Origin of the sequence: Micromonospora sonchi (genome assembly GCF_014646235.1) — a bacterium.
Classification (GTDB): domain Bacteria; phylum Actinomycetota; class Actinomycetes; order Mycobacteriales; family Micromonosporaceae; genus Micromonospora; species Micromonospora sonchi.
In genome coordinates this window covers 77,103-91,995 of record NZ_BMNB01000020.1, presented here as the reverse complement: position 1 = coordinate 91,995, position 14,893 = coordinate 77,103, and the positions used below count along the sequence as shown (strand labels likewise).

The 14,893-nt window shown below is 74.5% G+C and carries 4 protein-coding genes; all 4 read right to left on the bottom strand.

Annotation, left to right across the window (positions count from 1 at the left end; all coding sequences use genetic code 11):
• Positions 1–4: 4 nt before the first annotated feature.
• Genes IEY61_RS20680 through IEY61_RS20665 form a run of 4 tightly spaced genes read right to left on the bottom strand, consistent with a single transcriptional unit; the run spans position 5 to position 14,834 of the window.
• Positions 5–1,624 carry an alkaline phosphatase family protein gene (locus IEY61_RS20680; RefSeq protein WP_189046807.1) on the bottom strand — a complete coding sequence of 540 codons (1,620 nt, stop codon included), beginning with the start codon at positions 1,622–1,624 and terminating at the stop codon, positions 5–7.
• Entirely contained in the window at positions 1,624–1,926 is a 303-nt protein-coding gene (locus tag IEY61_RS20675; RefSeq protein ID WP_189046805.1) for a phosphopantetheine-binding protein, read from the bottom strand. The genes IEY61_RS20680 and IEY61_RS20675 overlap by 1 nt, the downstream gene beginning before the upstream one ends.
• A complete protein-coding gene (locus IEY61_RS20670) occupies positions 1,916–6,523 on the bottom strand; it encodes a type I polyketide synthase (RefSeq protein ID WP_189046802.1) in 4,608 nt (1,535 codons plus the stop codon). Before IEY61_RS20670 ends, IEY61_RS20675 begins: the two co-directional genes overlap by 11 nt.
• Positions 6,524–6,542: 19 nt before the next feature.
• Positions 6,543–14,834, bottom strand: coding sequence for a type I polyketide synthase (locus IEY61_RS20665; protein ID WP_189046800.1), 8,292 nt, complete (start codon positions 14,832–14,834; stop codon positions 6,543–6,545).
• Between the last annotated feature and the right edge of the window lie 59 nt (positions 14,835–14,893).

Sequence of the window (14,893 nt, the reverse complement as noted above, 5' to 3'; positions counted from 1 at the left end):
TCCCTCAGTCCAGATATCCGAGCGCCCGTAGGCGCGAAACGATCACGAGTTCCGAGTCGCTGTCGTAGACCGCCTCGGTCGCCGTCGGCTGAGCCGGTGGGGGCGGCGGGGGCGGTGGCGGTGGCGGGGTGGTGGGCGGCGCGGGAGGTTTCGTGGCCGCGCCCGGCACCAGCACCGCTTCCGGCACCCGGCCGTCCAGGTCGTCGGGCACCGGCACGCCCAGGCTGTGCAGCACCAGGGGTGCCACGTCCACAATGGGCAGCTCCGGCACGGTCACCCCCGAGCGGATCGCCGGACCGCAGGCGAGGAAGATGCCTTCCCACCGGTGGTTGCCCTTCGGCTGTGGTTGCGGCCGGACCACGGTGTCGGACCGCAGGATCGAGATCGCGGCACCTTCGTACAGCTCGACGGAGACGTCCGGTGCCAGCTCCTCGAACGGCCCGGCGAACGCCTCCTCGGCGGTCCAGATGCGCGAGACCAGTGGGTCGCCCGTGACCGGATGCCGGGCGGCGCGCAGGTCGGCGACCAGATCGTCGCGGATCTGCCGGCGGCGCGACGCCGGCAGCGGCCGGTCGGTGCCCGGCTCCCGGCAGACGATGTGGATGCCCTGGCTGCTCGGTGTCGCGGCGTAGGCGAGCGTCCGGTCCCAGTCGAGCAGTTGGACGTGCCGGGTCATGTCGTGGAAGCCGACGCGCGGGGCCGCGCTGTCCACGGGGCCGCCGCGGTCGGCCCAGCTCAGGTAGCCGGCCTGGGCCAGCCAGGCGTTCAGGTAGAACATCTCGGTGGTCGGACCGAAGCCGTGATCCGAGGCCAGGATGACGGTGGCTTCGGGACCGGCCAGGTCCACCAGCGCCGCGATGTGGTTGTCCAACTCCCGGAAGTAGCGCAGGCAGCGCGCCGTGATGTCCGCACCCCAGCCGGCCTGCGGCGCGGCCAGCGCGGCCGGGTCGAGGAAGCGCCAGCACAGGTGTTGGAGCTTGTCCACGCCGTCGAAGACGATGCCCACCAGGTCGGCCGGCTCGCGGGTCAGCAAGTGCCGCGCCACCTCGAACCACCGCTGTTCGCGCCGGACGTGCAGGTCCACCCAGTCCGCGTACTCCTCGTCGGGGCAGCCCTCCACCGTCTTCGCCTCCAGCGCCATGTCCAGCGCCAGCTCCCGCGGGTTGAAGCTCGGCAGCTCACGGAGCTGGTCGAACAGCTCCGGCGGGTGGCAACCGAGGCGCAGCTGCCGCCACGGCATCCAGCCGCCCGGTACCACGTAGCCGTGCACCGCCGGTGGCGGGAACATGACCGGGAAGTTCAGCGCCACCACCTTCCTGCCGTGGGCGCTCGCCAACGACCAGATTGAGGGCGTGGCGACATCCTGGGCGGTGGTGAGCCGGAAGTACTCGCCGTCGGACGACACCTTGCGGAAGAAGTCGAAGACGCCGTGGCGGCCCGGGCGCTGCCCGGTCACCAGCGACGTCCAGCCGGGTGGGGTCAGCGGCGGCATCACGCTGCGCAGCGGGGCGCGGACCCCACGCTGGGTCAGGTCCCGCAGGGCCGGCATGACACCGGAGCGCATCAGTGGGTCCAGGACGGTGAAGGTGGCCCCGTCCAGGCCGATCAGCAGCGTCTGCACCATCAGAGCGCACCCCCCGGAGCCGGCACCGGGCGGTGCGCGCCGAGGAAGTCCACCAGTTCCATGACGGTGACGTCGCGGGTGTCGACCGGACGACGGCCCAGCTCGGCGAGGAACTCGGCGAACGGCAGGGGCCCGTGGCGATGCTGGAGCGCGGTGCCCAACACCACCAGGTCCAGCGACTCGAGCCCCAGGTCGGCGAGGAACCGGGTGTCGGGGGTGATCGGGTCGTCGTACTCCCAGTCGCCGGCCAGTTCCGCCACGAGGGCGAGGACGTCGGCGAGGATGCGCGGATCAGCGGACATCGGACTCCCTTTCGGCGTGCTGCCCAACGGCGGGCGACCCGGGTGAGGTCTCCGGCAGCGCGGCCACCGCCACCGCGCCCTCCGGGGTGTGGGTGATGGACACGACCGGCACCGCCGGAACGTTCTCCTGCCAGCCGCCGTGCACGAGCGGGCGGCCCCGAGGGTCCGTCGCCACCTCGATGTCGGCCGGCAGGAGCCGGATGCCGAACCGGTCGGCCAGCAGCTGCGCGACCGCCTCCTTGGCCGCGGTCCGGCCGGCGAGCCATTCGGTGCGTCGGCCCGCGGACAGGCGCAGCGCCGCGAAGCGGCGGCGTTCCGCCGGGGCGAGGACCCGGGCCGCCCAGACCCGGAGCCAGAAATCCCGATCGCCGCGGAGCGCGGTCGACACGCGCCGGCAGGCCACGGCGGTGCCGTCGACGAGCCCGGGCGGCGACCACGGCTGGGACAGCCCGGCCCGTTCCGGTGGCAGGAGCAGGGGACGCAGCTCGGACGGCAGGTCGAAGCGGCGGTCCGCCCACCCGGTCAGCCGCAGCCACACCTCGCCCCGCACAGTGCTCACGTCGATGTCGGACCGGACCACCCGGTCGCCGACCAGCTCGGTGCGGGCGGTGCACCGCAGCTCGGTGCCGACCGGTGGGCGAGGACCGAACACCTCCAGCCCACCCACCTCGTACGGGAAGATGACCGCCGCGGTGTCGAGCTGTTCCGCCGCCCAGAGGCCGATGACCTGACCGGCGGCGTCCAGCACCACCGGGTCGAGGAGGAACGGATGGTCCGGGGCGTCGGGCAGCAGCCGGTCGAGGGGAAGCACCCGCAGCCGGGCCGTCGAGCCGCGCCGGGCGGTCAGCTCCATCGCCGCGACGCCCTGCCAGCAGGCACCGTGGAACATGCCGTCGGTGTAGAGCTGGTCGGCCCGCCACCGCGACCCGGTGGCCGCCGGCGGCGGGTCCGCGGCCGGCGGCGGCTGCGGTTCGCGTACGCCGAACAGCACCGTGCCCTCGACGGCGGGGACCGTACGCGAGCCGTCACCGGCGAGGCTGCGCAGCCGCACCTCGACCCGCTCGCGACCCTGACTCGGTGCCAGGCGGCGCGCGCTCACCTCCAGCGTCTGCGGCCGGTCGTCCCAGGCCAGCCAGTGGTGGGCCCGCACGTCGCGCAGGCCGACCAGGGTGTGCCCGGGCACCAGGCGGGCGGCGGCCTCGGCGAGGATCTCCAGGCTCATCGTCAGCGGCATGACGGCCAGGCCGCGCAGGGCGGGATCGAGCGCGGACACCGCGCCGCCCAGGGTGTGATCGCGCAGGTAATCGTCGTGCGCCGGGTCCACCGCCCGCCGCGCGACAAGTTCCCGGCCCGGCGACCACCGCACCGGCGTGCCGAGCAGCCGCCACTGTCGCCCGGTGCCGGCCGGCGCCGAACTGCCCAGCCAGGCCCGCACCACGTGCTCGCTGACGGAGAGGAACCGCCGCATCGTGGCCAGGTGCTCGGACATCACCGCGTCCGGTGCGGCCCGCGCCAGCAGTGGCGGTGTGGCCCCGGCGCCGGGCGTCGACGCCGGACCCGCCGGCAGTGGCGGGGCGGTTCCGGCACCGGGCGCCGGCACCGGGCCCGCCGGGACGGGCTCGGGCTCGGCCGGTGCGGCCGGTGACAGCGTGGGCAGGGGGCCGGCGGCGTCGGCGAGCGCGGTGAGCGCGTCGGCGGAGAGCCGGAGCATCGGCCAGCCCGTCGCCAATGGCACCACGGTGCTGGGACGCCCCGTGACCGTGGGCTGCTCGGGCGCGGTGGGGTCGACCAGCCGTGGTCTCCGGCGGGCGTAGAGGACCGACGGGTCCACCGCCACCCCTTCGGCGGCGAGGACCCCGACGAGGTGGTTGAGCTGGGTCGTGCCCGTACGGCGGGGCAGGTCCGCCGGCACCGCGCAGAACGGGCGGCCGCGCAGGATGTCCTCGACGAACGAGGTGAGGTTGCCGCGCGGTCCGACCTCGACGAAGATCCGTGCCCCGTCGGCGTGCAGCCGCTCCACCGCGCGCCGGAACTCGACCGGGCGGACCCACTGCTCCACGAGCAGCCGGCGCACCTCGTCGGGGTCGGCCGGGTAGGGCGCAGCCGTCGCACCCGAGTACAGCGGCACCTGCGCCGGAGCGATCTCCATGTCCTCGACGACGGCGCGCAGCCCGGCCGCGTACGGGGCGAAGTGGGGGGTGTGCACCGCCCGGTCGTACGGCAGCTCGTCGTAGAGCATCCCGGCCCTCGTGGCCAACTCCCGCGCGCGGTCGGCGGCGGCCCGGTCACCCACCAGCACCACCTGGTGTGCACAGTTGTCCATGGCCAGGTGCAGCCCACCCGCCTCGCGGGCGAGCTGCCCCGCGCGGTCGCGGTCGGCGGCGACCGCCAGCAACACCGCGTGCGGCAGTTCCCCGTGAGCCCGTGCCTGGGCGGAGAGGGCGCGCAGCCGCGCGCCGAACTGGCCCAGCCGCGTCTCGTCACGCACCGCGAGAACCCCGGTGGCGATCGCCGCGGAGTACTCGCCCGAGCTGTGTCCCAGGCACCCGCCGTCGGGCCGCAGCCCCAGCTCGCCGGCGAGCACCAGCAGGGCCGCGTTGGCGGCGAGGACCACGTCGACGGCGGTGTCCATTTCGTTCAGGCGGGCGTCGGCGGCGGCCCGGTCGGCCGCCGAGAAGGCCGGGCGGGGGAAGATGTGGCTGCTCGGTCGGTCGCCACCCGCCTCGCCCCCGTACCGGCGGTCGACCCGGTCGAAGACCTCCCGCACCTGGGGGAAGTTCAGGCACAGGTCGGCCAGCATCCCGGCGTACTGGGCGCCCTCGCCGGGGAAGAGGAAGGCGAGCGTGCCGGCGCGGGCCAGCGGATCCGCCGCGAAGTAGGTGCCGGTCACCGTCCGGATGCGCCGACAGTCCGGCTCGGCCAGCCGCCGGGCCGCCTTCGTCAGCTTGCCGGCGAGGTCGGCCAGCGACGTGGCGACGACGGCCAGCCGCAGCGGTCGCTCGACCCGGCCCAGCCGGGTGCTCAACGAGTAGGCGAGGTCGGTGAGGCTGTACGGCACCGCACGGGTGAGGGTGTCGGCCAGCCGGGTGGCCAGCTCCGCCAGCCCGCGCGGTGAGTCACTCTCCAGGACGCACACCTCGCTGTCCCAGGCCGGCAGCCGCACCGGGTCGGCCTCGCCCGGAGCCTCCTCCAGCACGGCGTGCGCGTTGATGCCGCCGAAACCGAAGGCGTTGACCCCGGCCCGTCGGGGATGGGGTCCGCCGTGCACCCACGGTCGCGTCTCGGTGTTGAGGTAGAACGGGCTGTCGTCCAGGCCCAGCTTCGGGTTGGGTTTGCGGCACAGCGTGGGCGGCAGCACCTTCTGGTGCAGCGCCAGCGCGACCTTGATCAGGCTGGCCACCCCGGCGGCCGGGATGGTGTGGCTGATCATGGACTTGACCGACCCCAGGGCGCACCAGGGCGACCCGGCCCCCCGGTGCCCGAAGACCCGACGCAGCGCCTGCACCTCCACCACGTCGCCGGTGGGGGTGGCGGTGCCGTGCGCCTCGAGCAGACCCACCGTGCGGGGATCGACGCCGGCCTGCTCGTACGCCCGGCGCAGGGCCAGCTCCTCGCCCTCGGCCCGGGGTGCCATGACGCCGACCGCGTGCCCGTCGCTGGCCACGCCCACGGCCCGGATCACGGCGTAGATCCGGTCACCGTCGCGTACCGCGTCGGCGACCCGCTTGAGGACCAGCATGCCGATGCCCTCGCCGAGCAGCGTGCCGTCCGCGTCCTCGTCGAACGGCAGGATCCGCTCGGTCGGTGAGAGCGCGCCGAGACGGCAGAACACGTTGAGCGCGGGGACCGGCATCCACACCTGCGATCCGCCGGCCACCGCCAGATCGCACTCGCCGGCGAGCAGGTCACGCATCGCCAACTGGACCGCCACCAGGGAGGAGGCGCAGGCCGCGTCGACCGTGTAGGTGGGCCCCATGAAGTCCAACTGGTTGGCGATCCGGCCCACGATGATGTTGGGAACCAGCCCCGGTACGACGTCCGACCCCAGGGGTGGCAGGACCCGTTGCAGCTCCCGGCGCAGCCGCCGCAACCACTCGGCGGAACAACCGGGGTGCAGTTGGCGGAAGAGCTCGACGGTCTGACCGACGACGAGACCACGCTGGACGGCGGTGGCGTTGCCGCCGTTGAGGTAGGTGCCCTTGCCCAGCACGACCGCGGTGCGGTGCCGCACGCTCGCCGGCAGTTCGGTGCAGCCCGCGTCGGTCAGCGCGTCGCGCGCCAGCCGCAGCGCCAGCCACTGGTCCGGCTCCCCGCCCACCGCCACCGGCGGTACGCCGTACGCCAGCGGGTCGAACGACGCGAGCGGCCCCAGGTAGCCTCCGCGCCGGCAGTACACCTTGTCCTCGTCGGCGAAGTCGGGGTCGTAGTAGATGCCGCTGTCCCAGGCCTGCGGCGGGGGGTCGGTCACCGCGTCGACCTTGCGCAGGATGTTGCTCCAGTAGGTGTCCACGTCCGGGGCCGCCGGGAAGATGCAGGACATGCCGATGATGGCGACACCGGCCGGCCCGTCGGGCGTGCTCTGTTCGGCATCGGTCACCCGGTTTCCTCCGTCCATCTCAGCCGACCGTCGCAGCCGACGAACCGGGCTGGGCGTCCGCGAGCCGGTGCAGCGCCCGGCTGCCGACGCCCACCATGTCGGTGATCACGGCGAGCAGCCGGCCGTCGCCGTCGTGGAAGTAGTGGTCCGCGTGGCACAGCGGGGCCCTGCTCTCGGACCGGATCCGCAGTTCGTGGCGGACCGGTGTGGGGTCGTCGGCCGGCGCCAGGTCGGCGTACCGTCTCAGCTGGCCCAGTTCGGTGGGGAGCAGGGTCATGTCCCAGTGGGTCCGCGTCCAGAGCACCTGCAGCTGGAGGGCGGCGTCGATCAGGACGGGGTCGAGCACCCAGCGGGCCGATTCCGGTGCCCGCATGCAGCGCGCCGGCACCGAGGGGCGCAGCTCGGCGCGGGCGCCACGCCGGTCCATCCCGTGGATCTCGGCGATGGCGTGGAAGAGCGGACCGTGAAACAGCATCGTCGCGTACGCCTCGGCGACGCCGACCGGAAACGCGGGCAACCCGTCCAACTGCGACGGTGCGGGATCGGTGGGTGGCTGCGGCAACGCGGCGGCGGCCAGCTCCACCGCCGCGTGGTAGTGCACCCGCGCCGGCTCGGCCGCCGCCGCGACGGTCACCTCGGCGGTGAGGACGCCGGCGCTCGGGCCGCCGGCCTCGGCCGCCGCGCCCAGCCGGGCGGTGACGAGCACCTCGACCGGCTCGGGCCCGGGCCCGGCGGACAGCAGGATGCCCTGCCGCAGCCGCAGGTCACGCACGCCGGTGACGATCCGGGGCGCGAAGAACGTCTCCGCGGCCTCGGTCACCAGCTCGAGGACCATCGCGAACGGGACGACCGGGCGACCGTCGAGCCGATGGTCGGCCAGGTAGGTGTCGTGGGCCAGGTCGAACGCGTACCGCAGGCTGTCGTTGGTGACGTCCCTCGCCCGGGCGGCCAGCGGCCGGGGTGGGGTGGCGGCGGGTCGGGCGACGTTGCGCCCGGGCGTCGGGTTCCAGGCGCTACCGCCGATCACCACCTCGGTCTCGCCCTTGCGCCCGTACGCCAGTTCGTCGACAAAACACCGGCGTCCCACCTCGACGCCGATCAACGCCACACCGCGTTCGGCGAAGCGCCGCCGCAGCTCCGGCGAGACCATCCCGGACTCCCACGGCCCCCAGCCGACGGCGACCACGCGGGCGGGCCACCGGGCGTCCAGTTCGGTGGCGAGCTTGTTGAGCACCTCGTTCGCCGCCGCGTAGTCGACCTGGCCGGCGTTGCCGAACCGGGCGGTGGCAGAGCTGAAGAACGCGACGAAGCGCAGTTTCTCGGGGCGCAGTCTGGTGGCGAGCACCTCGGCCGGGGCGAGCTTGGTGGTCAGGACCCGCCGCAGCGAGTCCAGTTCCTTGTCTCCGACGAGCCGGTCCTCGACCACGCCCGCGCCGTGGATCACGCCGTCGATGCGCCCGTGCCGGGCGTACACGTCGTCGATGAGGGCGCCGAACGCGGCCGGATCACGCACGTCACAGGCGACGTACTCCACCCGGGCGTCCACTGCGCGCAGGCGCCGCATGGTGGCGGCGACCGCCCGCCCGCCGAGCAGCAGCCGGTACGCCGCCTCCACCGCCGCCGGGCTGTGCGGTTCCCCGGCGGCCCGCGCCCGCTTCAGTAGGGCGCGGCGGAGTTCGCGTGGGTCGGTCAGCCCCGCCGTGGCTGGGTCCTCCGCGTCGGCCGCGGAGCGTCCCACCAGGACCACGGTGCCGCCCGGATACCGTTCGACGAGCGCCGACACGGCCTCGGCGGTGATCCCGCGAGCCCCACCGGTGGCCAGCAGGACGCTGTCCGGGCCGAGCGGCTCGGCAGCATCCCGGCCGACCAGGTCGGCCGGGGCCACGACGACCATGTGACGTACGCCGTCGCGGTAGCCGACCTCGACCAGACCGTCGTCCGCCGTCAACTCGTCGAGCAGATGGCCGGCGACCTGCTCCGCCGGTCCCGGCGACACGTCCACGGCCTTGATGCGGACCGTGGGCCATTCGTGGGCCAGGCTCTTGAGGAAGCCGAGCAGGGCGGCGCTGGCCGGTCCGCCGGGACCGACGCCGTCGAAACCGAGGTGACCGCCGAGTCCGGTGGCGGCCAGCACCACGCCGCCGCCCGCCCGCGCGGCCGTCCCCAAATCGGCGGCCAGCGCGCGGACCAGCAGGAAGAGCCCGCAGACGTGGTCCACCGCGGCGGTGCGGGCCGGGTCGGGCGGGGTGAGCGCGGCGAGGTGCACCAGCCCCGCGACGCGGTCCGTGCGCTGCCGGAGGTCGTCCAGTAGGCGCGACACGGCCTGCGGGTCGGCGGGATCGTCGACGACGAGGTCCGCGCCCGGCGCGCCGGGCGGCCCCACGACCACCCGGAGCACCTGTCGTCCTGCGGCCCGCAACCGGTCCACCGTCGCGGTGCCGACCGCACATCCGCGGTCGACCACGACGATCGCGCCGTCCGCCAGCCCACCCGGCGTACCCGGGGGCGGTGCCGTGACCACCCGGGGGAGGTGCCGACCGATCCGCCGGTCGTCGGTCGGCACCGGATCAAAAGGGCGCTCGTTGCCCGTCCCGGTCAGCTGCGGCCCGGGCTCGCCGGCTCCGGTCAACTGCTCGAACGCGGTGACGATCTGCCGCAGGGTGCGGCCGCTGCGCATGCCCTCCAGGTCGGGGTCGGTGCCGTCCGGCAGCGACAGGGACTGGAGCAGCAGACCGGCGATCTCCACCCGCTTGATCGAGTCGATGCCCAGGTCGGCCTCGAGGTCGGCGTCGAGCGACAGCATCTCCTCCGGATAGCCGGTGCGGTCGCTGACCACCTGGATCAGCCGTTTCGTCAGTTCCTCCCGGTCCACCTGCGGGCCGCTCGGCCCGGCTGACGGTCGCGCGGCGGTGGCTTCGGCGTCGACCGGTGCCGGGCGCCTGGCGTCCGCCGTGGACACCGCCGGCTGCTCCGGTACGGTCCGCGCGGCCGGCGCCGCCACGGCCGGCGCCGCCACGGCCGGCGGCGTCATCGCCGGGCCGAACAGGTCCGGCCCGGTCATGGCGGGTCGCTCGCGGGTGGGGGGCGCCACGACCGGACCGGCCAGGTCGTCCTGCACCCCGAGGTACGCCAGCATGACGTTGCGCTGGGTCTCGAGGAACTGCTGCATCACCTGGTGGTACGAGTCCATGACCTGGTCCGCCCGGCCGGCCGCCGGCACCTCGGTGAGCCGGGCGGGTGCCGTCGACCCTGGTGCCGGGCCGGCGTTCGGCACACCGAGGACGTGGGCCGGATCTGCGTGGTCGGTCCAGTTGCCGTTCGGCGACGGCGTCGCGCTCTCGGTCACCTGCTGCCCTCCAGGGTCGAACTCATCGAGACGGTCGGCGGCGCCGACCGTCGGTTGCCGCTGGGCCGGTACGGACGCCGGCCGGGCCCGTCCGCCGTCGACCAGCCACAGGCCGGGACGAGGCGCGGGACGGGCCCCGAGCGAAGCGAGATCGAGGTCGCCGGTGGACCGCCCCTCGAACCACCGCCGTACGTCGACGGGCGCACCCTCCGCGGCGAGCGCCGCCAGGCAGTCGAGCATCGTGGACAGGGCCGGTCGGCCCGGCACATCCATCGGCACGGCCAGGTGCGGTCGGTCGCCGAGGATGCCCCCCACCAGTCCGGAGAGAACATTTCTGGGCCCCACCTCGACGAAGATCCGCGCGCCGGCGGCGAACATCGCCTCCACCTGGTCGACGAAGCGCACCGGTCGCACCAGGTGCTCCGCGAGCAGACCGGCCAGTTCCGCCGGATCGTCCGGGTAGGCGGCGGCGGTCGTGTTGGCGTAGACCGGGATCCGGGGGGCGGCGAAGTCGGTGGCGCGCAGCAGTTCGGCGAGCCGGTTCCGCGCCGGCTCCACCAGCGGCGAGTGGAAGGCGCACGACACCGGCAGCGCACGGACGGCGATGCCGGCCGCCTGGCACCGCGCCACGAACGCGTCGACGCCGGCCCGTCGGCCGGAGACGACCGTCTGCGTCGGCGAGTTCAGGTTCGCCACCACGAGGTCCGATCCGTCCAGGTGGGGCCGCAGGTCGTCCGGTGTGGCGTGCGCCGCGGCCATCGCACCGTCGGCGCCGGTGGACTCCTCGCGGATGAACCGGCCCCGAGCCTCGGAGAGCCGCAGCAGGTCGTCCTCCGGCAGGCAGCCCGCCGCCGCCAGGGCGACGAACTCCCCGTAGCTGTGCCCGGCGACCAGGTCCGGCGCGACGCCGGCCTGACGCAGCAGCCCCAGGTACGCCAGCTCCACGGCGCCCAGCGCGGACTGCGCGACGTCGGTGCGCGCGAGGGCCTCGGTCTGCGCCCGCGTCTGCTCCGGGGTGAAGGCCGGCGCGGGAAAGACGGTACGGCTCAACGGCTCCTCCCACCGCTGCGCCAACAGGCGGTCCGCGCGCTCGAAGCCCTCCCGTACGTCGGGGAAGAGCAGCGCGATCTCGCGTCCCATGTCCACGTACTGCGAGCCCTGCCCGGGAAAGAGAAAGGCCACCCGCCCGTCGCTCAGCTGCCCGCCGTCGGCCGCGAAGTGCAGGCCGTCCGCGGTGTGCACCCGTGCTTCCGGTCCGGCGACGACGTCGCGCGCCCGGCGCAGCTTGGCCACCAGGTCGGTCGGCGAGGTGGCGACGAGAGCCAGGCTCACCGGCGACTCCGGGGCGGACCGGCGGCGGGCGAGGGCGGCGGCCAGGTCGACGAGCCGGGGCAACTCGGCCGGCGACAGTGACTCGAGCGGGTCGAGCAGGGCGCCGACCGCGTCGACCAGTTCGTCCCGGCTCCGGGCCCGCCAGACGAACAGCTCGGCCGGCCAGCGCTCGCGGACCGGCGGCGCGGGCAGGAAAGCGCCCGTGTACTCCTCCAGCACCAGGTGAAAGTTGGTACCGCCGAAACCGAACGCACTCACTCCGGCCCGTCTCGGTGCGCCGTCGGGCGTCGCCAGCCAGGGCCGGTTTTCGCTGTTGACGTAGAGCGGACCGGTGGTGAGTCCGGCCCTGGCGCTCGGTGTCGTCACGCCGAGCGTGGCCGGCAGCACCTTGTGGTGCAGCGCGAGCGCGGCCTTGATGAGCCCGGCGACCCCGGCCGTGGCCTTGGTGTGCCCGATCATCGACTTGACGGAGCCGACGGCGCAGGACTGCGGGGCGGCACCGGACTCGGCCCACACGCCGGTCAGCGCCTGCGACTCCGCCAGGTCGCCCGCCACCGTGCCGGTGCCGTGCGCCTCGACCAGACCGACGGTGGCCGGAGGGACGGCGGCCTGCGCGTAGGCCCGCCGCAGCGCCTGGACCTGACCCTCGGGGCGGGGCGCGGTGAGGCTGCGGTCGCGCCCGTCGCTCGACGAACCGACCCCCCGGATGACGGCGTAGACCCGGTCGCCGTCGCGTTCGGCGTCGGCCAGCCGCTTGAGCACGACCGCCGCGAATCCCTCGCTGATGGCGATGCCGTCCGCCGAAGCGTCGAAGGGGCGGCAGCGGCCACTGGGCGACAACGCCTGCGTCTTGCTGAAGCACAGGTACGCGAACGGGTTCTGGATCGCGTCGACGCCACCGACGATGGCCAGATCGCTGCGGTGCTGCGCCAGCTCCAGGACGCCGAGGTGGATCGCGGCGAGCGACGAGGCGCAGGCCGCGTCGACGGTGAAGTTGCTCCCGCCGAGATCGAGCCGGTTGGCGATGCGGCCGGCCGCCACGTTGAGCAGCAGTCCCGGGAAGCTGTCCTCGGTCCACTCCGGCAGCGCGGATCCGAGCTCGGCGGTGATGCGGGCGGCGTCGTCGCCGAAGAGCCCGGGCAGCGCGGAGCGCACCAGGTAGCCGCCGGCGAGGTCGCCGCCGCCTCCGCCGGCACCGAGCAGCACGGCGGTACGAGTCCGGGGAAAGGGCCGGTCGAGATACCCCGCGTCCCGCAGCGCGGCCTGCGCCACCAGGAGCCCGAGCAGCTGGAACGGCTCGATCGAGCGCAGCGAGTGCGGCGGCATGCCGAAGGCCACCGGGTCGAACGGGACCTCCTCGACGAAGCCGCCCCAGCGGGAGTAGACCCGGTCCCGGGCGGCCCGGTCCGGGTCGTAGTAGCGGCGCCAGTCCCAGCGACGCCCGGGCACCTCGGTGATGGCGTCGACCTTGTCGAGGATGTTGGCCCAGAAGGTGGGCAGGTCCGCGGCGCCGGGCAGGATGCACCCCATCCCGATGACGGCCACGTCCACCGGGGCCGGTACGGGTTCGGTGCGGGCCGGGGGAGTAGCCAGCGCACCGAGCCGTTCATCGCTGCCCTCGGACACGTCGCGGTGCAGCTCCTCCATCGTGCGCACCCCGGCGCGCAGCGCGGCGACCTGACCGATCATGTAGAGGCCCTGGTTCCATCGCTCGGCGACGTCCACGGTGACCAGTTGGGTGTCCGGCCCTTCGCCGGTGGGGCGGCGCTCGATGCCCTTGGTGGCGATGCGCAACCGGCCCACGTTGAGCCGTTCCAGTTCGTCCCGCAGCGTCGACGGGCTGGCGCCGTCGCGCCGCAACTGGTCCTTGCGGGCGGCGAAGTCGTCGACGTACGGCGACCGCGCGCACCGGGTGGCGTGGCCGGGTCCGGTCTCCAGCAGGGTGGTGCCCTGGCAGGAGATCGCGGCCTGCTGGAAGTCCGCGGTGATGGCACCGGAGTCGACCGCTTCCCCGGTGAACAGGTACGCGGTGCCCATCAGCGCGCCGACCCGTACCCCGCGCTCCACCAGTGGGGCGACGATCGCCGCCGCCATCGCCCCCGACCTGCCGTCGTGGATCCCACCCGCCAGCAGGACGTGGTATTCCCCGGCGTCCGCACCGGCGGGAATCTCCGCCAGCAACGTCCGGACGGCGAGTTCCCACAGCACGAAGCTGCTCCGCGGGCCGACGTGGCCGCCGCACTCGCGGCCCTCGAAGACGAAACGTCGAGCCCCGTCCCGCAGATACATCGAGAGCAGCGTCGGGGAGGGCACGTGCAGGTAGGTGGTGATCCCGTGCGCTTCCAACGCCCGCGCCTGGTCCGGCCGTCCGCCGGCGATCAGGGCGAACGGCGGCGGAGCGGCGAGGATGGCCGCCAGCTGCTCCTCGCGCAGTTCCGGGGGTACGAAGCCGAGGATCCCCACGCCCCACGCGCGCTCAGCCAGCCGGGCGCGGGTCTGCCCCAGCAGCGCCGCGACGTCCGGTCCACGCATCAGGCTCAGCGCGAGGAACGGCAGACCACCCGCTTCCGCCACCTCCGCCGCGAAGGCGGTCCGGTCGCTGACCCGGGTCATCGGCCCCTGCACCAGGGGGAACCGGGTGCCGTGGGAACGCGCCAGCGGGCTGTCGGCCCGCAGCGGGTTGCTGGCCCGCGCGGTGCGGCACTGAGCCACGGCGGCGTCGCGCAGGGCACCGACGATCCCGCCCACCGTCACGAAGCGGCGGGCCAGGTCGGCCGCGAAGGCGACGTCCTGACCGACGGCGAGGACCCCGCCGGGCTCCATCGGCCGCCCGGCGCCCGCCACGACGCTGCGGCGCCACCGGCGTCGCGCGTCGTCCGTCGCACCCGACCCGTCGTCCGGACCCGACGGCGGCAGCAGACCCTCCGGGGCGGGACCCTGGCACAGGAGGCGGACCGGGGCGCCGACCTCCGTGCCCAGGCAGAGCGTCTCCGCGCCGTCGGCCGCCGGCAGCCGGGCCCGCCAGGCCGGCGGCAGCGACGACTCCCGAGCCAGCAGCACCTGGCCGTCGAGCGCCACGCCGGCCGCACCGGCCGCCTGGCAGGCGGCCACGGTGTGCAGCCCGATCCCGCCCTGCACCCACACCGGCAGCCGGAGCGCGGCCAGGAACTGCTGCACGAGCACGAACGAGGTCTCCTCACCCACCCACCCACCGGCCTCGTTGCCCTTCACGATCACGGCGTCGGCCTCGATGTCCTCCGCGCGCTGGGCCTCCGCCAGGTCGGTCGCCACCACGAACACCGCCGACCCGGCCGCCCGGACCTGCGCCACCACGGCCGGCAGGTCCGGGACGCCCGCCGGCAGCACGACGACGTCGGGCCGCTGGGCCGGCATGGCGAGCAGGGGCTCCACGAGCATTCCCGGGTGGTCGACCAGCACGCCCCACCGGCCGCGCGCCTGCCTGGCCAGCAACCGTGCCCCGGCCCGCGCCGCGTCGAGGTCGTCGGCGAACTCGAGGTTCAACACTCCGATGGCGCCGGCGCGACTCGCGGCGATGGCAAGTGCCGGATCCGTGAATCCGGGCGGCGAGAGGACGAGGAAATCCAGGGCTCTTCGGTACGTCTCGGCTGGCACGCCACCACCTCATGGCTGGGCAGGACAACGGGATCGGATGTCGACCCCAGCAAACTCCC